The organism is Agathobaculum massiliense (assembly GCF_900291975.1).
GTDB classification, from domain to species: domain Bacteria; phylum Bacillota; class Clostridia; order Oscillospirales; family Butyricicoccaceae; genus Agathobaculum; species Agathobaculum ammoniilyticum.
In genome coordinates this window covers 2,910,080-2,930,735 of sequence record NZ_OMPN01000001.1, presented here as the reverse complement: position 1 = coordinate 2,930,735, position 20,656 = coordinate 2,910,080, and the positions used below count along the sequence as shown (strand labels likewise).

The window sequence follows — 20,656 nt, the reverse complement described above, 5'->3', positions numbered from 1 at the left end:
TTTTCTTTTGTGTTGACACGGGTTCCTGCCCGTTCTTTTCAAAAGGCATCCCTGTTATCCCGTTTTTGGATGCCTTTACCTCAAAAAAACAGTGACGACGCGGTCCGGTTTCGCCGCGGAAAAAGCGGCGCATCCCCACGCGGAGCGCAAACACTTATTATTAGAATACCATAGTGCGGCACGCCTGTAAAGCAATTTTTATCCGCATCGTCTTACCATATCCTATAGTATCCACAGCCCCGCACCGCTTATACCGCAGATCTTCGTAAATTTGACCAATCCCCGCGTGTCCCCGCCGCCGTTTCCGCGGCCTGCCGCCCGTTCCGGTTTGCGCAGACGCTTCCCGCCGCAAAGAACGCTTTCCTGCATATTGGATTTTGGGGAAGACGCCGTACCGTATATCTTGTTTGTAACCCTTTGGACATACACAATCCCTATGGTCTTCTTGTCAAATATGCTGATTTTTTTAGAACACTATACAGACTTATATGCTCTATACGCAATGTATTGGTCATTTTGCACAGAATTCAAAAAAAGGCTTTGACAAATCCGCGAAAATGCAGTATCATGAGGTTACAGATCGGAAACAGATCGAAAACAAAACAGTAACAACCTGAAAACAAATCGGTAACACCGAGCCGCAGTCCTGCGGGTTTTCACGACGATTTTTTAGGAGTGTAACACAAATGTCTATTTCCCTGCGAAAGCATATGGCCAAACTCCTCGCGGCGACACTCGCTGTCAGCGCGATGGCAACGGCCAGCGCTGCTGCTCTGGATCAGCCAGTTGCGGTACTCTCTTCCAATCTCAATTCCTCGGTCGGCACGGTCCTGACCGCAGACGAAATCAAGACCGCCGAGCAGTCCCTTGCCGAAGCAACGGCCAAGGCAAAAGCGGAAGCGGAGGCAAAGGCCAAGGCGGAAGCCGCGGCAGCCAAGGCTGCTGCGGAGAAATCCGAGTACAACAGCCTGCTGACCGCGCCGGTTTCGACCAAGACGGTAGCCTACTCGTCCTCCCTGCTCGCCAGCGACGCGATCAAGAGCAACGCCACCTCGCTGGGCAATTACAAGCTGACGTTCTACTGCCCGTGCGCGGTTTGCAACGGCACCTCGAGCGGCAAGACCGCTTCCGGTACGATCGCGGCCGAGGGCCGCACGATCGCGGTGGATTCCTCGGTCATTCCGCTGGGCAGCCGCGTTTATATTGAGGGCTATGGCGTGTTTATCGCAGAGGATACCGGCGGCGCAATCAAAAATAACAAGATCGACGTATTTGTTTCTTCCCATGACCGTGCTTACGATCTTGGCGTACAATATGCAAACGTTTATCTTCTCGGCTAAGTGTTTTTTCAAAAGGGCTATGCTTGCATAGTCCTTTTTCTTTTGCTATGATAGGGTTGTTAAGGAAGTGACGACTATGAATGCTGCCGAACGGCGTATCAAAATCACCCATCTGCTCGCGCAGTCCGACGGACCCGTTTCCGCAACCGCGCTGGCCGCTCAGTGCGGCGTCAGCCGCCAGATCATCGTGGGCGACGTGGCCCTGCTGCGCGCGGGCGGCCTGGCGGTGCTCGCCACGCCGCGCGGCTACATCCTGGAAAACCCCGCCGCGCCGGTCTACGCGGAACGCCGTGTCGTCTGCCATCATGGGGACGAGCGCCTGCGTGACGAGCTGTATACGGTCGTCGATCTGGGTGGCGCGCTGATCGACGTGACCGTCGAGCATCCGGTTTATGGCCAGATCTGCGCGCCGCTGCACATTTTCTCCCGCTTTGACGCGGACGCGTTCTGCAAAAAAATACAAAACCCCGGCACCCGTCCGCTCTGCGACCTGACGGGAGGCATCCATCTGCATACGCTACGCGCCGCGGACGAGGCAACCCTCAGCCGCGTCGTGCGGGGGCTGAAGGACGGGGGCTTTCTGCTCACCGAGGAGCGGTAGTATCGGCCTGCTTCCGCCGTCGCTTTGAACGCACAAAGGGCAGGGCGCTCACGCGCCCTGCCCTTTTTCGTCCTCCTCCCTGCTCTGCGCGCGATAGGCCGCGATCTGCGCTTCGTCCAAGACCTCCAAGTCGCGCACTCCCGCGCGCCCCTCCACATGGTGACGGAACTCATGCCGCAGCACCTTGCGCATCTCCTCGGTCAGCGCGGCTTCATCCAGGCCGCGGAACACCCGCCTGAATGAGCCGTAAAACATCACGATATATTTCCCCATGGCTGGATCGACACGGTATTCCCCCATGATATACAGGTCGCCATGCTCGTCCGCGGGGTGTAGCGGGTGTCCGGTATCTACCAAGATGCCGCCGTTCAGCTCCTCATAAAACTGCTCCGGCAGCTCCTCCGCCAGCGCCTCCAGTATTTCTTCAAATCGGTCAATGGAAATCATGCTATCTTCCTTTCGCCTTAACTATACCATATCCGGCGCCGTTTCGGCAAGCACGCATTTTATTTTACATATGTCTTGACATATGTTCCACATTGCAGTATACTTTTGACCGTTGACAAAAGATCGGAAAGGAATAGAACACCCATGACAAAAAGCAAAAGTCTGTACCATCTGGTGCTTGCCGGCGTCCTCTGCGCGATCGGCATTATTATCCCCATGTTTTCTCCCATTAAAATCCGCATCGACCCCATGAGCTTTACCTTGGCGAGCCATGTCGCGGTCTTTCTGGCCATGTTCATCTCCCCCGCAGTCGGTGCAGCCGTCGCGCTGGGTACGACGCTCGGCTTTTTCCTCGGCGGTTTTTCGCTTCCCATTGTCCTGCGCGCGCTGTCCCATATCATATTCGTCGCCCTTGGCGCCATTTACCTCCAGCGGCATCCAGAGCTTCTGGATTTCCGGCAGGCGACCTCCAACCGTGGTCTCCGGCTGCTCAGCCTCGGCTGCTGGACAAGCGTTGTCCATGCCGTCTGTGAAGCGCTGATCGTCATTCCGTTTTATGCGGCCATGGCGATGCCGATGCAGGAGATGCTGCGGCTGATCGTCCTGCTGGTCGGCGTGGGCTCGTTTGTGCATTCCATGATCGATTACGCGATCTCGCTGCTGATCTGGAAGCCGGTCAGCGGCACGATGCGTAAAGCCAAAACGGTATGACGCAAAAGCGCCGGTGCGTATTGCACCGGCGCTTTTGCCATTCACGGCAGCTCGCAGCCGCCCCATTCGACCACCGTGAAGCCATCCCGCTCAAATTGCGCAAAGGTCTGCGGCGTAATCTCCTGCGGCGCCTCCAGCGGCTTCCAGGCCATGAATACGCGCAGCACGCTGTCCGGCTCCGGTTCGATGGTCAGCCTTGCCGTCTCGGTATACCGGTCGGACTGGAACGAGATCAGGTTATAGGCATTCCCCTGCATCCTCGGCAGCCAGTACACGATAAATTCATTGTACTCCCGCGGCGTCAGACCGATCTCCGCCAGCGTCCCCTGCAGGAATGCCGCCGTGTCCTTCCCGGCTACGCAGAACCCTTCGGAAAAGTCGTATTCCGTATCCGAGGAACCCTCCCAGAACAGGTACGAGTACTCCTTTCCTTCCGCATCGACCAGCGTGCCGTCCGGATGGGCGGTCACGGCCCAGCCATCCTCATACGCCGGATAGGTGACGGCCAATTCACCGTTGTAATCCAACTGAGCCAGCACCTCCGTGACTTCCTCCGGATAGAGGTAAATCACCGGCTTGGCAGTTGTCTGATCTCCACAGCCCGGCAGCAGCATCACCAGCATGGCAGCCAGCCCGCCTGTGAGCAATCGCTTCATTGTCATTCCCTCCTTTTACCTGTTCTGACGTTCGCGCAGCGGTTTTGTTCCGCGCTATAGGAAAGGCCGTATCCGAATGGATACGGCCTTTCCTCCCTCTCTTTTCCTCTATTCCCCATGAAGAAACGAGCTTATTTTTTCAACCGGTTGACATACTCCAGAATAATATCCACAGAATGCTCCACACCCAGCCGGCCGGCGTTGATGCACATATCGTAATGGTCACACTTGCCCCATACCTTTCCGGTATAGTAGTTGTAATAGGTAGAGCGCTGCTTATCCATTTTTTCCAACGCCGCCTGCGGCGTCTTGCCCTCGATCTCATAGTCCCCGCAGCTCTGGATCCGCTTAATGCGATCCTCGATCGAGCCGTGGATAAAGAAATCGAACTTGTTCGGGAAGTCCCGCAGCACATGGTCGGCGCAGCGGCCGACGACCACGCAGGGCGCGTCCTCCGCAATCTCACGGATCACATTCGCCTGTGCCAGATAAAGCTGGTCGGTCAGGCTCATGCCGTTCAGCCCGACCGAGCCGAACATGGTCAGCGAGTACAGGAAGCTGTTTGTCGCCCGTTTATCCAACTGTTCAAACAGCTTTTCATCAAAGCCGGTCTTTTTGGCCGCCCGCGTGATCAGCTCGCGGTCATAAAAGGAAATGCCAAGGCGGAGCGCGAGTTTCTGGCCGATTTCACGGCCGCCTGTGCCGTATTCACGGCCGATGGTGATGATTAAGTTGTTATTCATAACGCACCCTCCTCACTGTTACGAAATTATACAAATTGCATAATTCTTTGTATGTTCAGTATGCACCATTTCGTGATTTTTGTCAAGTAAAAATCTGATGTTTTTTTGAATTGCGAGAAATCGTTGACAATTACTTTCTCCCCGTGCAAAATAAAGGCAAGAAGATAGCCGCGGCTTTTATTGTTTTTTCATAAAAAAGGAGGCTTGTTATGGCGCAGACCTGGCTTGGCATCAGTTCCTTTACCTATCCGTTTTTATCCGGCGTCAATCCCGCGCAGCGGCCGGCGCAGCCGCTCACGCCGCTCGGCCTGATCGACAAGGCGGTCGCGCTCGACGTGGGCTGCGTGCAGTATTCGCACAACCTGCCGTTTGACGATTTCAGCGACGCCACCCTGGACGAGATCCGCGTCTATGCGCAGGAGCGCGGCATCCTGCTCGAGGCCGGCATGAAGGGCATGACGCCCGCGCGGCTCGAACGGTATATCGATATATCCGCCCGTCTGGGCGTCAGCATGCTGCGCGGCATCACGGACGCCGCAGGCTACGAGCCGCCGATGGAGGAAACCATCCGCGTCGTGCGCGGCGTCCTGCCCCGTCTCGAGCGGCACGGCCTGACGCTCGGCATTGAGAACCATGACCGTTTCCTCGCGCACGAATACGCCGAAATGATCGCGCAGATCGGCCATCCGCTCGTCGGCCTGGTCGTGGACAGCACGAATTCGCTCTCCACTGAGGAGCCGATCGACGAGGTATTGCAGTATATGGCGCCGTACTGCGTCTGTTTCCATGTCAAGGATTACACGATCCAGCGCAGCAATTCCGGCGTCGGGCTGGCCATCACGGGCATGCCCGCCGGGCAGGGGCGTCAGCCCATCCCCAAAATACTCGACTACCTGAAGCGGGAGGCGCCCCGCGATTTCAGCACGGTGCTGGAAAGCTGGATGGCGTGCTGCCCCACGCTGGAACAGACCCTTTCGCAGGAGGAGGATTGGGCGGAACAGAGCGTGGCATATCTCAGGCAGCTTATCCCCGCGCGTCCTCCCTACAGCGGACAGCCGTAACAGAAAAAAGCCGCAGGAGCGCGTCCTGCGGCTTTTCTGTTTTTATCGGATCAACATGGGGCCTACCTCGTTGATATTCCCCGCGCCCATGGTAATCACCAGGTCGTTCGGCCCTGCCTCGCGGCGCAGATAGGCCGCGATCTCCGCAAAGCTGTCAAAGGCTACCGCCCCCGGCACTTCTTCCGCCAAGTCGCTCGCGTACACCCCGACCGTATTCTGCTCCCGCGCCGCGTAGATCGGCGCAAGCACGGCCTGGTCGCACAGCTTCAACGCCTCCACGAATTCAGGGAACAGCGCCTTGGTGCGGGTATAGGTATGCGGCTGGAACGCGCACAGGATACGGTCGAACCGCATCTCTCTGGCGGTCGTCAGGGTCGCTTTCATCTCATTGGGGTGATGGGCGTAGTCGTCCACCACAGTCGCGCCGCACGGCATTTTGCCAATCAACTGGAACCGGCGGGACGAGCCGGTGAACTGGTTCAGTCCGCGTTCCGCCGCCGCGCCCGATACGCCCAAAAACTCCGCCGCCGCGCAGCACGCCAAGGCGTTGAGCATATTGTGCCGCCCGGGAACGGACAGCCTGACCCGTGCATACGGCTTGCCGCCGATCAGGACGGTAAACTGGTAATATCCGTTCACATCCCGCACGTCTTCGGCGCGCACGTCCGCGTCCGGCGCCATGCCGAACGTACGGATACGCCGGTCCAGTCCCGCGACACTCCGCATGGCGTTGGGATCGTCCCCGTTGGCGACCACCAGCCCATTCATCGGCGTCAGCTCGACAAACGCGCGGAACGAGTGGATGATATCATTGATATCCTTGAAAAAGTCAAGGTGGTCCTCCTCCACATTGAGTACCACCGCGACGGTCGGCGCGAATTTGAGGAAGGAATTGCAGTATTCGCAGCTTTCCGCCACAAAGCAGCCCTTGCCGCCGATGCGCAGCGTGCCGCCGATCGCGGGCAGGTTGCTACCGACCATGACCGTCGGGTCCAGGCCGGCCTCCATGGTGATCAGCGCCATCATGGAGGTCGAGGTCGTCTTGCCGTGCGTGCCGGCCAGGCAGACCACATTATCGTAATCCCGCATCAGGTGGCCCCAGGCCTCCGCGCGTTCCATCACCGGTATGCCCAGCTCATGCGCGCGGACGACCTCCGGATTATCGTCATGTACCGCGGCAGTGCGGACGACGAGCGAAGCGCCCTGCACATTTTCCGCCTTATGCTCATAGCTGATTTTTGCGCCCCGCGCCTTCAGGCGCGCGGTAACGTCAGTCCCCAGCCGGTCCGAGCCGGTGACCGGCACCCCTTTTGACAGCAGCAGCTCGGCCAGCGAATTCATGGATACGCCGCCAATGCCAATCAGATGGATGGTTTCCTTATTTTCAATATAGGGCTTGATTGAAAGGGCCATATTCCCCTAAGCCTCCTGCTATAATCTTCAGTCTTCGGGCGAAACCGCGGTTCCAGCCGAGAGGGCTTTGCCTGTACTGCTATTCTTGCCAGACAAGGTATATTATAGTACAAACCTGTCAAAATATAAATAGGCAAACAGACAAAATTAAAACGACCAATCAGAAAAAAGGAGTACACTATGGAAATCACAGACATCAAATTCCGCCATGTGGAAGAATACGGCCGCCTGAAGGCGCTGGTATCCGTCACTTTCGACGATATGTTCGCCGTGCATGACATCAAGATCATCGACGGACATGACCGGCTGTTCCTCGCCATGCCGTCCCGCCGGATGCCGGACGGGCGCTTCCGCGATATCGCGCATCCGGTCGGCAACGCGCTGCGCGACGAGCTGGAGCACAGGGTGCTGGACGCCTATAAGGCGGCGTTTATACAGTAATTTGCTTTTTTTCCTGTTTTGATGTACAATAACTCTTATACAAGGAGAGGTACCGGTATGAGAGTATTGATTTTATCTGTCACAGCAGGCTTTGGACACCATGCGACCGCAAAGGCCGTGGGCGACATGCTGACCAGCAAGGGCGCCGATGTGCATACGCTGGACGTTTACGCCTACATCAGCAACCTGATCAGGGCAACCATTGACAAGGGCTACCTGTTTTCCTCCAAGCACATGCAGACGCTGTACCGTCTGGTCTATCAGCTTGCGGAAAACGGCGGCGCGGGCTATTTCACCGCTGGCCCCAGCATTATCAACATCATCAATGCCCTCGGGGCGTCCAAGTTCGCCAGGGTGATTGCGGGCTACGCGCCCGATGTAATCCTCTGCACGCACGTTTTCGCCGCGCAGATGGTGGATGAGCTGAAAAAGCGAAAAAAGCTTGACGATATCAAAACCATCGGCATCGTGACCGACTACACCCTGCATCCCTACTGGGAAGACGTGCCGCATGTACAGTATATTGTAACGGCAAGCGAACTGCTCACCTTCCGCTGCGTCAAGCGCGGCATACCCGAGCGCCGCATCCTGCCGTTCGGCATACCGGTGCATCCGAAATTCAACCAAAAGCTGTCGCGGGCGGACGCTGCGGCGCAGCTCGGCATTGACCCGCAGCAGCGCACGCTCCTGCTCATGGGCGGTAGCATGGGCTATGCCGACCATGTAAAAACGCTGGAAAAGCTGACCGCGCTCGGCTTCCCGCTGCAGCTTCTTGTGGTCTGCGGCAACAACAAAAAGCAGTTTCTACAGGTTGAACAGTTCGCCTCCCGCTATCAGGGCGACTGTGTGATCAAGCCATACGGCTTTGTCCACAACGTAGAGGTAATGATGAGCGCTGCGGACTGCATCGTTTCCAAGCCCGGCGGCCTGACGGTATCCGAGGCGCTTGCCAAAAACCTGCCCATGCTGCTTGTCGACCCGATCCCCGGCCATGAGGAGCGCAACGTGGAGTTCCTGGTCAACAACGGGATGGCGGCGCAGATCACCAAGCATTTCCCGATCGACGAGGCCGTGTACGAGCTGTTCCGCAACCCCGCCCGTCTGGCGACCGTGCGCCAGACCATGCAGGCGGTCGCCCATCCGGATGCAACCGAACGGCTCGCGGATTTTGTATTGCAATGGAATGAACCATCAAACGCATGCTGAAAAGCATGCGTTTTTTATCCCCTGGCCGACTGCAGCATGGGGGAAAGGATATGTTCCATCAGCGCGATCAACTCATTTTTCGGCAGCGGCTGCGATTCCGCGACCCACCGTTCGAGCATCCCTACCACGCCGGTCGCAATAAAGCGCGCGACGTAAACATCCTCCACGCCCCTGCACGGCACGGACTCCATGCGGCATTCCTCAATCACATGGATCAGCTTTTTGCTGAACCCCTCCGCTCCGCTCACACGGACCAGCGTGGTCACAATCTCCCGATTCTCCTCCAGATAATCCACCGCGCGCATGAGCACCGGATGCAGGGAGCCGCCGCCGTTCAAATGGATATCGTCGATCATTCCGCGAAAGTCCGCGATCATTTCGCTTTCTATTTTTTCACGCAGATCGTAAACATCCCGATAATGCGCATAAAACGTTCCGCGGTTGATATCCGCTTCCCGCACCACATCGGTCACGGTGATGCTCTGAAAATCCTTTTGCTGCATCAGCCTTGTCAATGCCTGCCGCAGCAGCTTTTTCGTGCGCCTGATGCGTTTGTCCTCCCGCTCCTCCATCAGGACTCCCTCCTGTCCATTACTCCAAAGATAACATACATTAAAATATATTTTGTTTATTATCATTCATTATGAATAGATTTGATTATTGTGTATGTTATCCTTATGTACTATACTATAACATGAAAAGAAATCGTACGCAATGTCTATTTTCAAGAAAGATGGTGTTTTTCTTTGTGAAACGAAAGGGACATAGTCCTGTTGACCTGATCATTCACAGCCGCAGGCTGATCGAAAAAGTGTTTACCGTACTTATCATTTTCAGTTTGATCTGTATCCCAATGGTCGGCGTTAACTACGACCTGACAAAATACCTGCCGGATTCCAGTCCATCCGCGCAGGCGCTCGATATCATGGAGGACGAATTCACCTATCCCGGCATGGGGCGCGTCATGCTGGAGGATGTCACGCTGTACGAGGCGAAAAACGTCAAGGACCGCATCGCCGATGTAGAGGGCGTCGATATGGTCATGTGGTGCGATCTGGAGACCAACATCTACGGTTCCAGCGCATTTATCGACTACACGGACATCGAGGATTACTACAAGGACGGAAAGGCCTATATGGACGTCATCTTTTTGGAGAAGGATTCGTCCAGCCGGACGCACAAGGCGGTTCGGGAGATCGAGCAGATCGTCGGGGACCGCGGCCTGGTGGCCGGTTCAGCGGTGTCAGACACCAACCTCGGCCCCACGATCAACGCGGAGGTCGCGCGCGTGATGGTGCTTGCGGTCATCATCATCTATCTGATCCTGACGCTCACCACAACCTCCTGGTTTGAGCCTGTGCTGTTCCTTTCGGTGCTTGGCATCGCCATTATCATCAACATGGGCTCCAACATCATATTCGGCGAGATCTCATTCCTATCCAACGCGGTGGGCGCGGTCCTACAGCTCGCCTGTTCGATGGACTACTCCATTTTCCTACTGCATGCGTTCACCGAGGAACGGGCCAACGGCGCCGAACCCGAGCAGGCCATGGCCAACGCGCTGCGCTCGGCCGTTTCCTCGATCGGCGCCTCCGGCGCGACAACCATCGTCGGCTTTGCCGCCATGGTGCTGATGAACTTCGGCATCGGTCCGGATATGGGGCTGGTGCTGGCAAAAGGCATCGCGCTGAGCCTTGTCACCGTGCTGCTGCTGATGCCCGCGCTGATCCTGCGCAGCCAGAATATCGTAGCGAAGACCCAACACCGGCCGTTCGTCCCCAAGCAGTGGCGCGGCTTCGGGGAGTTTGTGTACAAAGTCCGCAAGCCGATCCTGATCGTGGTGATGGTACTGATCGTCCCCTGCTATGTCGCGCAGGGCATGGCCGATTTCACCTATGGCAATGAGGCGGTCGCCAACTCCCCCGGCACGCCGGTCTATGAGGCTGAGCAACGGATGAACGCGGAATTCGGACAGAGCAATATGATGCTCGCCCTGGTCCCGCTGGACAGCAACGTCACGGAAAAGGCCATGAGCGAGGAACTGGACAGCCTGCCCTATGTCAAATATTCTCTCGGCCTGGCTTCGGTCCTGCCCTCCGGCATACCGGAGGATTTTTTGCCGGAGAGCATCACCGGCATCCTGCACTCCGAGCACTGGGCGCGCGTAATCATCAACGTCCGTTCCGCCGGCGAAAGCGACGCGGCGTTCCGATATGCGGATGAGATCCGCGCCGTCATCGACCGGTATTATCCGGATGAGCAGACCTATCTGGTCGGCGTAACTCCCTCTACACAGGATATCAAGGAAATCATCGTGCCGGATAACAACCGAGTCAACATCGTCTCGCTGCTGGGCGTCGCGCTGGTGGTGGCAATCACCTATAAGGCGCTGCTGCTGCCGCTGGTCGTGCTGATCCCGATCGAATGCGCCATTTACATCAACACCGCGCTGCCCTACATCTACGGACAGCGCACCATGTACCTCGGCTTTATTATCGTCGGCTGTATCCAGCTCGGCGCGACAATCGATTATTCCATCCTGCTGACCGGCAACTATCTGGACGCCCGTTCGCAGGGCGATAAACGGGAGGCTGCCATCCGCGCGGTCACGGTTAGCGCGGAATCCATCCTGACCTCCGGCCTGATTATCATGACGGTCGCCTACGGCCTGTTCTTCCTCACCTCGGTCGAGGCGGTGTCAGGCCTGGGGCAACTGATCGGCCGCGGCGCGCTGATCTCCATGATCCTTGTGCTGTTCCTGCTGCCGATGTGCCTGATGCTGTTCGACCGCTGGATCATAAAGCCGGATTACGCGCAGAAAAAGCACGCCAGGATGAACCGCATTCGCGACAAAAAGCTAACGCTGCCCACGCTCAGCGCGCTGCATGAGCAGCGTCTGCGCCTGCAGGAACAAATCCGCGAAAACCGCCGCGCCCGACATAAGGCCATCCGGAACCGGCTCATGCGCCTGCTCCATCCGCAAAAGCCGGCGGATACACCGGATAAGGCCGACCGAGAGGAGGAAAACAACCATGTTCGCAAATAAGCTATGCCGCCTGACCGCCTGCGCGCTTCTGCCAGCGCTCCTGCTGCCCCAGGCGGCGGTTGCCGCCGCGCCTGTCGTGGAAACCGACGAGGCGGTTTATATCAACCTGGATTACTATGGCATGCCCGAGGATACCCGCATCGTCAAGGGCGTGAACCTGAACGGCCATACCTCGTTTACCGACTATGGCGATTACAGCGCTGTATATAACATGTCCACCTATGACGAGCCTGCGCTCAGCGACGGTTCGGTCACCTGGGAGATCGCGGACGACGGACAGCAGCGCTTCTATTATGAATGCATCCCCAACGGGGAGGAGCCTATACAGCTTCCGTGGAATTTCGATGTATCCTATCAGCTTAACGGCGTACCCGTCGAAGCGGAAACGTGCGCGGGCGCGTCCGGTTTGATCGAAATGACCATTCACGCCGTACCGAACGAAGCCGCAAGCGAGTATTACAAAAACAATATGACACTCATTTGCGGCACCGGCATCGACATGAGCAAAGCACTCTCGATCGAAGCGCCCGGCGCGCAGGTGCAGTCGATGGGAACCTACAAGATCGTCTTTTTCATGGGCCTGCCAGGCGAGGAAAGCACCTTTACCGTGCGGATCGGCTCAAACAGCTTTGAAAGCATGGGGCTTCTGCTTTTCCTGGCGCCCGCCACGCTTTCCTCGCTCGATATCCTCGCGGATATGAAGGATATCAAGGACCGCCTCGGGGACTCGGGCGACAACCTGTATGAGGGGCTCAGCAGCATGCTGGAAACGCTGCAGAGCATGCAGAGCGGCTTTAATACGCTGTCACACGGCGTATCCGGCATCAACGAGGTGCGCAAGCAGCTTGTCGCGGACCGCGGCACCCTTGACCCCAAAACCGACGCGGCCCTTGACGCGCTGGAAGCGCTTGCCGGCAAATCCGACTCCCTGATTCCCGAGCTGAACGCCATGAAAACCATACTGGTCACGCTCAACGCTACCGTCAACAGCATGCTCGGCACGCTTGAGGAATCCGGCGCCGATATCCTCGAATATCAGGAATTGCTCCGCAAAGTCAAGATATCCCTGGATAACCTGGAGGATATGTTCAACGACCTGGACGACGCCGCCGATATTGACGGATTTTATATCGACCAGCTGCGGAGCGCTGTGGACGACCTAAAAAACGATATGGGCCGCCTGTCCTCCAACCTGAGTTCCCTCAGGAATTCCCTTTCCGCATTGGAGGATATCCAGGACGCGCTCATCACACTGATCCAGCTCGATTTGGCGCATCTGGTTTCCGCTGGCATCATCACCCCCGAAGAAGCGGCCGCGTTAGGCGATATGCTGTCCGCCCTCCCCTCTGGCCTGTCCGGAACGATCGCAGCGTCCAAAAAAACGCTGAGCACGCTGTCGGACGCCGCGGACAGCTTGGAGAGCATGCTGTCCTCCTCGGACGGCATCCTGGAAAACCTTGCGGATATCGCGGATGTGCTGGATGATTACGAGGGGTTGCCGCAGGATTTCACCGCGGAGGGGAAAAAGCTCGCCGATCTGATGAACACCTCGCTCGAGCGTGTCAATCAGCTTGTGGCCGATATCCCCGCCCTGTCCACCTGCCTGCAGCAGATCACGACCGAGGCGGTTTCCGCTGCGGACAAGGGCGAGGAGCTGATGGTTGCGCTTACCAAAGCGCTGTCCGCCTCCTACGACATGCTCGACTCCGCCAACGGCATCCTGCGCTCGGTCCGCGGCCAGGCGGACGCCAGCCTGCAAACATCGATCGACGGACTGCTGGACGTTCTGGATAAGGCCGCGCGCTCCAACAGCTCCAGCAGCCTACAGAAAGCAACCGATTCGATCCACAGCGCGGTGGACGACGCGGAAAAGGATCTGGAAGAGGATACCAATGTCCTCAACATCGATGCGCAAGCCGAGCTTCAGTCCGTGACCAGCAGCCAGAACCCGACGCCGGCCAGCCTTCAGTTTATCCTGCGCACCCATGAGATATCGCTCGACGATGATGAAGGAACCGCCGCCGCGAACCAAGAGCAGGCCGACGAGGGTGTACTCGCCCGCATCGGGAACATTTTCAGAAAGCTCTTTTCCGCCATATATGGGGTATTCGTCTCTGAGGAATGACAAAAGCGCCGCGTTCTAACGAACGCGGCGCTTTCATATACTGCTTTAGGCCTTTTCCTGTGCCGCCTGGATCTGCGTCAGGTATTTCTGCTGATAATAGCGCAGCTTTTCCGCGAATTGCGGCGTGGACCGGTAGCCCTCCTTGGCGTATTCATGCGTATCGAACTCCTCGGCGCCCTCGCCAAGCTGGATCGTATAAATCGCAATATTCGAACAATGGTCGCTGATTTTTTCCAGATCATGCACGATATCAAGGAAATGGATGCCGATCTGCATCGTGCATTCATTATTCCCCAAGCGCTGAATGTGGTTGCTTTTCAGCCGCTCCTTGAGCGTATCCACGACCTCTTCCACCGGCTCGACCGTGCGCGCGATAGAAACCGACCGCGTCACATACCCCTCAACGGTCAGGTCAAGCGCCTCACCGACCGCTTGGCACATGGTATGCAGCTCCTGCGCCGCGGTTTCCGAGAACGACAGATCGCTTTGCCGGAATTCCTCCGCGCGGTCAAAGATATTCTGCGCGTAGTCCCCAATCTTTTCGAAATCGGACAGCGAGTGCATCATCTCCGCTAACTGGCGCCGCTGGTCGACCGAACGGATATTGTGGATATTGGTCAGATACCGCGCGACCTCTACCTCGGCACGGTCCAAAAAGCTCTCATGCTCCCTGAACAGGCTTTCGTTCGGCGCGCTTTTGTCAAACAGCGGCTCGGTGGCCAGCTGCAGGTTCTGCTTGGCCGCATCGCCCATATCCGCAATGCAGCGCTGCGCCTGCTCCAGGGCCAGCGACGGCGTCGTCAGGAAGCGGGGCTCCAAACGCGCCAGTGGGTCCTCCTGCTGCTCGCCCGACGGAACGCTCCATTCCGCCAGATGCACCAGCAGTTTGGTAAACGGCAGGAACAGAATCGTGCAGGTGACATTGAACAGCGTGTGGAAATTGGCGATGCCGCCCTTATCGATCGCCGAATTCCAGAACGAGAAGCCGACCGTGTACTGGATAGAATAAATGACGACCAAAAACACGATCGAGCCGATCAGGTTGAAGTAAAAATGCACCATCGCGGTTCGGCGGGCGTTTTTGGAACCGCCGATCGACGACAGGAACGCCGTGATGCAGGTGCCGATGTTCTGACCTAGGATAATCGGTATCGCGGCGGCATAGGTGATCGCGCCCGTTGTGGACAGCGCCTGCAAAATACCGACCGATGCGGACGAGGACTGGATGATCGCCGTTACGCCCGCGCCAACCAAGACGCCGAGCACGGGGTTTGCAATCGTCGCGAACAACTGTGCGAACTGGGGCAGATCAGCCAGAGGCGCGACCGCGCTTTCCATCGTGGACATACCGATAAACAGAATGCCGAATCCGGAAAAGATATCCGCGATATCACGGGTCCTGCGCTTTTTGGCGAGCATCATAATGATAACACCGGCCAGGACAATCAGAAAGGCGAGGTTTTTCGGCTTGAGCATCTGCATGAACAGATTGCCGCCTATCTCGCCGCCGCTGTCCAGCCGCAGAATCTGCGCGGTGATCGTGGTACCGATATTCGCGCCCAAAATAACACCGACAGACTGCCGCAAAGACATTATGCCAGCGTTTACAAAGCCGACCACCATGACCGTCGTCGCTGAAGAGGACTGGATGACCATGGTGACTACCATCCCCATCAGCAGCGCCTTAAACACATTGCCGGTCATTTTTTCCAGCGTTTTTTCAAGCTTAGAGCCGGCCGCGCGCTCCAAACCCTTTCCCATGGTGGTCATACCGTAAATAAACAGCGCCAAGCCGCCTACCAACTGTACGACCGACAGCACATTGAACTCCATGCGCTTCCTCCGTTTCACATACCCTTAACTTCATTTTTATTTTTCCCATACAATTTAAGTATAATGATTCTATATTGCCCTGTCAACGAAAAAAGGCATAGGAGGAGAAAGCTGTGCAACATCCACTGATTTTAATTTCCAGCAGCCGCGTAATGGGCAATTTATCCATGTCACGACAGCAATCCGCGCTGTACGGCGCCTGTCTGGGCGGCGCTGGCGCGGCGGGCGTATTGTATACAGGTGGCCCATCCGCCTGCCTTGCCGCCCGCTGCGACGGGCTGTTGCTCGCCGGCGGCGGTGACATCCATCCCTCCTGTTTCGGGCAAAGCGTCCAAAACGCCGCGCTTTCGGTTGATCCGGTGCGTGACAAGGAGGAGCGGGCACTCTTCGAGGACTTTTACCGCCGCCGCAAGCCCATCCTCGGCATCTGCCGCGGCGTCCAGGTGATCAACGTCTTTCTCGGCGGCACGCTGCATCAGGATATCCCCGCGCACAGCGGCGGCTGCCACGGCATCCGCTGTACCGGCGCGCTTTCTGCACTCGTGGGGCCGGCCCCCACGGTCAACAGTTACCATCACCAGGCGGTCGATCAGCCCGCGCCCTGCCTCCAAACCGCCGCGCGTGCCAGCGACGGCATCATCGAGGCGCTTATGCACGCCACCGCCCCTATCCTTGGCGTGCAGTGGCATCCCGAACGCATGGTGCCGCCCTTCTGCGAAGATGTGGCGGGCGCGAACCACCTTCCCCTGTTCCATTGGCTGATTGAGCGCTGCTGACAGCTTAAGGCCTCTCGTCGTTCCGCGCGCCTATCCCTTTCTCCCTCTGCACCGACAGGCAAAAAGCACCGGAAACAAGCTTTTCCGGTGCTTTTTTGATGTAACCGCAGTGCGCGTTATCCCTGAACGCCGGGCAGCAGCCCGCGTCAGTTCAGGAAGTCTTTCAGCTTTTTGGAACGCGACGGATGGCGCAGCTTGCGCAGCGCCTTGGCCTCGATCTGGCGGATACGCTCACGGGTGACGTTGAACTCCTTGCCGACCTCCTCGAGCGTGCGGGTATGACCGTCCTCGATGCCGAACCGCAGCCGCAGCACCTTTTCCTCGCGCGGGGTCAGGGTTTTGAGTACCTCGACCAGCTGCTCCTTGAGCAGCATGAATGAAGCCGCCTCAGCCGGTTCGGGCGCGTCATCATCCGGAATGAAATCGCCCAGATGAGAGTCCTCCTCCTCGCCGATCGGCGTTTCCAGCGAAACCGGCTCCTGCGCAATCTTGAGGATATCGCGCACACGATCGACCGGCATATTCATTTCCTTGGCAATTTCCTCCGGACTCGGGTCGTGTCCCAGCTCCTGTAGGAGCTGGCGGGAAACACGGATGACCTTGTTAATCGTCTCTACCATGTGTACCGGAATGCGGATCGTCCGCGCCTGATCCGCGATCGCGCGGGTGATGGCCTGCCGGATCCACCAGGTTGCATAGGTGGAAAATTTGAAGCCCTTGGTCGAATCAAACTTTTCCACTGCCTTGATCAGGCCCAAGTTGCCCTCCTGGATCAAATCCAAAAACAGCATCCCGCGGCCGACATAGCGCTTTGCGATCGAAACGACCAGACGGAGATTTGCTTCGGCCAAACGCTTTTTCGCCCGTTCGCCGGCCTTGATGTCCTTATCCAGTCCGGCGCGCTCCTCCGGTGGGATCGCGTCCCCCTCATTGCGGACGCGCTCGATCGCCTCATTGCCCCTCTGCATCTGTTCGGCGAGCGTGATCTCCTCCTCAGGGCTGAGCAGGTCGACCTTACCGATCTCCTTCAGGTACATGCGCACCGGATCGTCAATCGCAAAGGCTTCCGCCATTGCCGAGGTATCAACCAGCTCTTCCTCCGGCACCTCCTCGACGTCCTCAGGCTCGAACACCTCGTCATCATCGTCGCCCAGCGCCTTTTCAAGCACGCCCTCGGTCTCGATCTCGATCCCCATCGACTCCAGCGTTTCATACAGCTTATCGATGTCGTCGCTTTCCATATCCAACTGGCCGAGCGCGTCCGCAATCTCCTTGAGCGTCAGCCTCCCGTTCTTTTTGCCGAGCGCCAGCAGGTCCTTCACCACCTGCTGCTGGTCCACCGCCTGCTCCGGCGCATTGCCATTGCCCATTGTCGTCATATCGTTTGTCCTCCCGCGTTTTGTTTTTTAATGCGTCCAAAGGTAAGCAGCGGGTCCTCGCCCGCTTCCTGAATCGTACCATCCCTGACACGCTGCATTCTTATGGTATCTATGTACTCGTGCAGCGCCTGCCTCTGCTCGCCGGCAGGCAGGCTCTGCTCCAGAATCGAAGATAAAAGGCTCATTTCATTCGGCTCAAGCCAACCCTCGAACGGCAGTACGTCGACAATCTGCCCCTCCCGATCGAGCGCCAGCACCCGCTCATATATCTTACGCAGTACCGGCGCGGAAAACCATGCCGGCGGCACTTCCTTTTCCATCCCCGCGATCAGCTTTTGATCGGAGAACAGGAGCCGCAGCACATTTTCCTCCGCTTTCGCGGATTTTACATCCGTATAGGCCAGCGTCCGGTCCTTTGGCTGCGCCATGCCGACCGGCGAGCGGATCTCGCGGCGCTCCGCGGCCTGCCGCCGCTTACGCCGGATACCAAGCTCCCGCCGCACCTCGATATTCATAGCCTCCGCCGTTACGCCCGCCATTTTGGCGGCGCGTCCCGCGTATACCTCGCGCTCGATCGAGCTTTCGATGCCCGCGAGCATACGCGCCGCATCCCGCAGGAACAGTACGCGCGCCTCGTCGTCCTCCAGATCGTATTTGGCCGCGATCTGCTCCAGCCGGTAGGCGTTGTGGTTTTCGCTCCGATCAATGATCGCGCGGAACGCGTCCGCCCCCTTGGCCTTGATAAATTCATCCGGATCCTTGGCGCCCGGTATTTTCAGCACCTTAACCTGCAGGTCGCATTTTTTCAGAATATCGATCGCGCGCTGTGCGGCGGCCTGTCCCGCGCCGTCCGCGTCATAGGAAATCACGATCTGATCCGTGTGGCGCGCGATGATACGCGCCTGCTCCTCGGTCAGCGATGTGCCGAGCGAGGCCACGGCGGAGTCGAAGCCCGCCTGATGCAGCGCGATCACATCCATATACCCTTCCGCGAGAATAAAGTACCCGTTCTTCGTCGTCTTGGCCAGATTCAGCGCAAACAGGTTGCGGCTTTTATGAAAAATCAGCGTTTCAGGGGAATTGAGGTATTTGGGCTTGGAATCATCCATCACCCGCCCGCCGAACGCGATCACATTGCCGCGCACATCAATGATCGGGAACATGACGCGGTTCCGGAAGCGGTCGTAAATCCTCCCCTTTTCGCTACGGCTGACCAGTCCGGCATCCATCAGTTCTTCCCGCGTATAGCCCTTGGCGGTCATTGCGTCGATCAGCGCGTGGAAGGAGTCGGGCGCATAGCCCAGCCCGAACTGATTCATAACGCGCCGGTGCAGGCCGCGGCCAATGAAATACTGCTGCGCCGCCCGATGCTCCGGCTGCCATAACGTCTGGTAATAGAACCGCGCCGCATCCTTGCAGAGCGCATACAGCCGCTCGCGGTGGCGCGCCGCTTTCCGTTCCGCCTCCCCCTGCTCGGGTACCTGCATGCCCGCGCGGTCGGCCAGGAAGCGCACCGCATCAGGGAATTCCAGCCCCTCGGCTTTCATCACGAACGTGATCACGCCCCCGCCCGCGCCACAGCCGAAGCAGTGGAAAATCTGCTTGTCCGGAGAAACAGAAAACGAAGCGGTCTTTTCATTGTGGAAAGGGCAAAGACCGAAATAATTTGCGCCACTTTTTTTCAGCTGCACGTACTGCGAAACAATATCCACGATGTCATTCCGCGCGGAAAGCTCGTCCAAAAACACGCGGTCAAACGGCATTGCGCCCCCTCCTTCCCTTTATCTTAACCGTTTTCGTCAATCTTCAATCTTATTCCAGCTTTTCGGAATAAATAATTTTTTATAGGTGGAAATCGAGTACCGGTCGGTCATGCAGGCGATATAATCGCATACAACGCGCTCGAGCGGATCGCCCTGCGTCATCAGGACAAAATAATCGCTCGGCAGCTCGTCCGGATGTTCGACAAAATATTCATACAGGCTGCGCAACATATTTTTCGCGCGCTGCTCCTCGCTCTGCGCCTCTGTCCCCTGGTATACATAGTCAAACATAAACTGGCGCAGCTCGAGCATTTCGTGGTGCGTCTTTTCGTCCATGCCAATCTCCCGATGCTGCTGCCCATAGGAGATCATGGCGGTCACCATCGTGTCAATGCGCCGCCCATGGGTATCGCCCAAGCTGTCGAGCAGGCGGCGCGGAATATCCGCCGCGCGGATCAGTCCCCCGCGGATCGCGTCGTCGATGTCGTGGTTAATGTAGGCGATCCGGTCCGCGAAATGGATGATACGGCCCTCCGGCGTATCCGCCTTCCTGCCGCCCGTATGGCACACGATACCGTCGCGCACCTCCCAGGTGAGGTTCAGGTCCTCAATCCGGTCGATCATACGCAGGCTCTGCTCATTATGCCGGAACCCGAACGGGCAGACCTCGTCCAGCGCGCGCTCGCCGGCATGCCCGAACGGCGTATGCCCCAGGTCATGCCCCAGCGCGATCGCTTCCGTCAAATCCTCGTTCAGCCGCAGCGCCCGCGCGACCGTCCGCGCGATCTGCGCCACCTCCAGCGTATGCGTCAGCCGCGCCCGATAGTGGTCGCCCTCCGGCGAAATGAATACCTGTGTCTTGTTGGACAGCCGCCGGAACGCCTTGGAGTGAATGATGCGGTCCCTGTCGCGCTGGAAGCAGGTGCGGTACGGGCATTCCTCCATCGGCCGCTGCCGGCCCCTGGAAGCGTAGGACTTTGTTGCCCAATTGGCCAAGGTCAGCCGTTCCCTTTCCTGCTGCTGTTCACGAACAGTCATACGCTCCACTCTCCCTGCCTGAATTGCCTATATAATAAAAATACCAGATGGAACTGCGTTTTCCTCTTTCTTTTCAA

Annotated in this window: 18 protein-coding genes; 9 read left to right on the top strand and 9 right to left on the bottom strand. The window is 57.6% G+C overall.

What is annotated here, in order from left to right; all coding sequences use genetic code 11:
- The first annotated feature begins 686 nt into the window (after positions 1 to 686).
- Positions 687 to 1,340: a 3D domain-containing protein gene (locus DBQ51_RS14840; protein WP_054327571.1), complete on the top strand. Its 654-nt coding sequence runs from the start codon at positions 687 to 689 to the stop codon at positions 1,338 to 1,340.
- Positions 1,341 to 1,416: 76 nt separating this feature from the next.
- Positions 1,417 to 1,941 carry a transcription repressor NadR gene (locus DBQ51_RS14835; protein WP_107631944.1) on the top strand — a complete coding sequence of 175 codons (525 nt, stop codon included), beginning with the start codon at positions 1,417 to 1,419 and terminating at the stop codon, positions 1,939 to 1,941.
- Between the two features lie 48 nt (positions 1,942 to 1,989).
- On the opposite strand, the gene DBQ51_RS14830 is transcribed toward DBQ51_RS14835, so the two are convergent.
- Positions 1,990 to 2,388 (bottom strand): metallopeptidase family protein, encoded by a 399-nt coding sequence (locus DBQ51_RS14830; protein WP_054327572.1) that lies wholly within the window; start codon positions 2,386 to 2,388, stop codon positions 1,990 to 1,992.
- A 144-nt stretch (positions 2,389 to 2,532) separates the two neighbouring features.
- On the opposite strand from DBQ51_RS14830, the gene DBQ51_RS14825 reads away from it, so the two are divergent.
- Positions 2,533 to 3,099: a hypothetical protein gene (locus DBQ51_RS14825; protein WP_054327573.1), complete on the top strand. Its 567-nt coding sequence runs from the start codon at positions 2,533 to 2,535 to the stop codon at positions 3,097 to 3,099.
- Between the two features lie 41 nt (positions 3,100 to 3,140).
- Here the strand turns inward: DBQ51_RS14825 and DBQ51_RS17295 are convergent, their stop codons facing one another.
- Together DBQ51_RS17295 and DBQ51_RS14815 are read right to left on the bottom strand one after the other, a co-directional pair.
- Positions 3,141 to 3,755: a hypothetical protein gene (locus DBQ51_RS17295; RefSeq protein WP_242977950.1), complete on the bottom strand. Its 615-nt coding sequence runs from the start codon at positions 3,753 to 3,755 to the stop codon at positions 3,141 to 3,143.
- A gap of 131 nt (positions 3,756 to 3,886) precedes the next feature.
- Positions 3,887 to 4,498: a cytidylate kinase-like family protein gene (locus DBQ51_RS14815; RefSeq protein WP_107631943.1), complete on the bottom strand. Its 612-nt coding sequence runs from the start codon at positions 4,496 to 4,498 to the stop codon at positions 3,887 to 3,889.
- 209 nt (positions 4,499 to 4,707) lie between these two features.
- On the opposite strand from DBQ51_RS14815, the gene DBQ51_RS14810 reads away from it, so the two are divergent.
- Positions 4,708 to 5,559, top strand: coding sequence for a sugar phosphate isomerase/epimerase family protein (locus DBQ51_RS14810; protein ID WP_107631942.1), 852 nt, complete (start codon positions 4,708 to 4,710; stop codon positions 5,557 to 5,559).
- Between the two features lie 42 nt (positions 5,560 to 5,601).
- Here DBQ51_RS14810 and murC read toward each other — a convergent pair whose 3' ends face one another.
- Positions 5,602 to 6,972, bottom strand: a complete 1,371-nt coding sequence (murC, locus tag DBQ51_RS14805) for a UDP-N-acetylmuramate--L-alanine ligase (protein WP_054327577.1) — start codon at positions 6,970 to 6,972, stop codon at positions 5,602 to 5,604.
- A 180-nt stretch (positions 6,973 to 7,152) separates the two neighbouring features.
- Here murC and spoVG point away from each other — a divergent pair, with 180 nt between their 5' ends.
- On the top strand, positions 7,153 to 7,413 hold the full coding sequence (gene spoVG, locus DBQ51_RS14800; RefSeq protein WP_054327578.1) for a septation regulator SpoVG: 261 nt from the start codon (positions 7,153 to 7,155) through the stop codon (positions 7,411 to 7,413).
- Between the two features lie 57 nt (positions 7,414 to 7,470).
- Positions 7,471 to 8,619: an MGDG synthase family glycosyltransferase gene (locus DBQ51_RS14795; protein ID WP_054327579.1), complete on the top strand. Its 1,149-nt coding sequence runs from the start codon at positions 7,471 to 7,473 to the stop codon at positions 8,617 to 8,619.
- A gap of 14 nt (positions 8,620 to 8,633) precedes the next feature.
- Here DBQ51_RS14795 and DBQ51_RS14790 read toward each other — a convergent pair whose 3' ends face one another.
- Positions 8,634 to 9,191, bottom strand: coding sequence for a TetR/AcrR family transcriptional regulator (locus DBQ51_RS14790; RefSeq protein WP_054327580.1), 558 nt, complete (start codon positions 9,189 to 9,191; stop codon positions 8,634 to 8,636).
- A 176-nt stretch (positions 9,192 to 9,367) separates the two neighbouring features.
- Here DBQ51_RS14790 and DBQ51_RS14785 point away from each other — a divergent pair, with 176 nt between their 5' ends.
- Both DBQ51_RS14785 and DBQ51_RS14780 read left to right on the top strand, forming a co-directional pair.
- Positions 9,368 to 11,665 carry an efflux RND transporter permease subunit gene (locus DBQ51_RS14785; protein ID WP_242977949.1) on the top strand — a complete coding sequence of 766 codons (2,298 nt, stop codon included), beginning with the start codon at positions 9,368 to 9,370 and terminating at the stop codon, positions 11,663 to 11,665.
- Positions 11,652 to 13,790 carry a hypothetical protein gene (locus DBQ51_RS14780; RefSeq protein ID WP_107631940.1) on the top strand — a complete coding sequence of 713 codons (2,139 nt, stop codon included), beginning with the start codon at positions 11,652 to 11,654 and terminating at the stop codon, positions 13,788 to 13,790. Before DBQ51_RS14785 ends, DBQ51_RS14780 begins: the two co-directional genes overlap by 14 nt.
- A 45-nt stretch (positions 13,791 to 13,835) precedes the next feature.
- Here DBQ51_RS14780 and DBQ51_RS14775 read toward each other — a convergent pair whose 3' ends face one another.
- Positions 13,836 to 15,623, bottom strand: coding sequence for a Na/Pi cotransporter family protein (locus DBQ51_RS14775; RefSeq protein ID WP_054327586.1), 1,788 nt, complete (start codon positions 15,621 to 15,623; stop codon positions 13,836 to 13,838).
- A gap of 113 nt (positions 15,624 to 15,736) precedes the next feature.
- On the opposite strand from DBQ51_RS14775, the gene DBQ51_RS14770 reads away from it, so the two are divergent.
- Positions 15,737 to 16,399: a gamma-glutamyl-gamma-aminobutyrate hydrolase family protein gene (locus DBQ51_RS14770; protein WP_107631939.1), complete on the top strand. Its 663-nt coding sequence runs from the start codon at positions 15,737 to 15,739 to the stop codon at positions 16,397 to 16,399.
- 146 nt (positions 16,400 to 16,545) lie between these two features.
- Here the strand turns inward: DBQ51_RS14770 and rpoD are convergent, their stop codons facing one another.
- The 3 genes from rpoD to DBQ51_RS14755 are packed head-to-tail and all read right to left on the bottom strand — an operon-like array spanning position 16,546 to position 20,579.
- Entirely contained in the window at positions 16,546 to 17,778 is a 1,233-nt protein-coding gene (gene rpoD / locus DBQ51_RS14765; RefSeq protein ID WP_054327588.1) for an RNA polymerase sigma factor RpoD, read from the bottom strand.
- Positions 17,775 to 19,541 (bottom strand): DNA primase, encoded by a 1,767-nt coding sequence (dnaG, locus tag DBQ51_RS14760; RefSeq protein WP_107631938.1) that lies wholly within the window; start codon positions 19,539 to 19,541, stop codon positions 17,775 to 17,777. Before dnaG ends, rpoD begins: the two co-directional genes overlap by 4 nt.
- Before the next feature lie 36 nt (positions 19,542 to 19,577).
- A complete protein-coding gene (locus DBQ51_RS14755) occupies positions 19,578 to 20,579 on the bottom strand; it encodes a deoxyguanosinetriphosphate triphosphohydrolase (RefSeq protein ID WP_107631937.1) in 1,002 nt (333 codons plus the stop codon).
- Between the last annotated feature and the right edge of the window lie 77 nt (positions 20,580 to 20,656).

Bases quoted from the DNA above. Each gene is read 5' to 3' on its own strand.
- DBQ51_RS14840 (WP_054327571.1), top strand. From the start codon at position 687: ATGTCTATTTCCCTGCGAAAGCATATGGCCAAACTCCTCGCGGCGACA.
- DBQ51_RS14835 (WP_107631944.1), top strand. From the start codon at position 1,417: ATGAATGCTGCCGAACGGCGTATCAAAATCACCCATCTGCTCGCGCAG.
- DBQ51_RS14830 (WP_054327572.1), bottom strand. From the start codon at position 2,388: ATGATTTCCATTGACCGATTTGAAGAAATACTGGAGGCGCTGGCGGAG.
- DBQ51_RS14825 (WP_054327573.1), top strand. From the start codon at position 2,533: ATGACAAAAAGCAAAAGTCTGTACCATCTGGTGCTTGCCGGCGTCCTC.
- DBQ51_RS17295 (WP_242977950.1), bottom strand. From the start codon at position 3,755: ATGAAGCGATTGCTCACAGGCGGGCTGGCTGCCATGCTGGTGATGCTG.
- DBQ51_RS14815 (WP_107631943.1), bottom strand. From the start codon at position 4,498: ATGAATAACAACTTAATCATCACCATCGGCCGTGAATACGGCACAGGC.
- DBQ51_RS14810 (WP_107631942.1), top strand. From the start codon at position 4,708: ATGGCGCAGACCTGGCTTGGCATCAGTTCCTTTACCTATCCGTTTTTA.
- murC (WP_054327577.1), bottom strand. From the start codon at position 6,972: ATGGCCCTTTCAATCAAGCCCTATATTGAAAATAAGGAAACCATCCAT.
- spoVG (WP_054327578.1), top strand. From the start codon at position 7,153: ATGGAAATCACAGACATCAAATTCCGCCATGTGGAAGAATACGGCCGC.
- DBQ51_RS14795 (WP_054327579.1), top strand. From the start codon at position 7,471: ATGAGAGTATTGATTTTATCTGTCACAGCAGGCTTTGGACACCATGCG.
- DBQ51_RS14790 (WP_054327580.1), bottom strand. From the start codon at position 9,191: ATGGAGGAGCGGGAGGACAAACGCATCAGGCGCACGAAAAAGCTGCTG.
- DBQ51_RS14780 (WP_107631940.1), top strand. From the start codon at position 11,652: ATGTTCGCAAATAAGCTATGCCGCCTGACCGCCTGCGCGCTTCTGCCA.
- DBQ51_RS14775 (WP_054327586.1), bottom strand. From the start codon at position 15,623: ATGGAGTTCAATGTGCTGTCGGTCGTACAGTTGGTAGGCGGCTTGGCG.
- rpoD (WP_054327588.1), bottom strand. From the start codon at position 17,778: ATGACGACAATGGGCAATGGCAATGCGCCGGAGCAGGCGGTGGACCAG.
- dnaG (WP_107631938.1), bottom strand. From the start codon at position 19,541: ATGCCGTTTGACCGCGTGTTTTTGGACGAGCTTTCCGCGCGGAATGAC.
- DBQ51_RS14755 (WP_107631937.1), bottom strand. From the start codon at position 20,579: ATGACTGTTCGTGAACAGCAGCAGGAAAGGGAACGGCTGACCTTGGCC.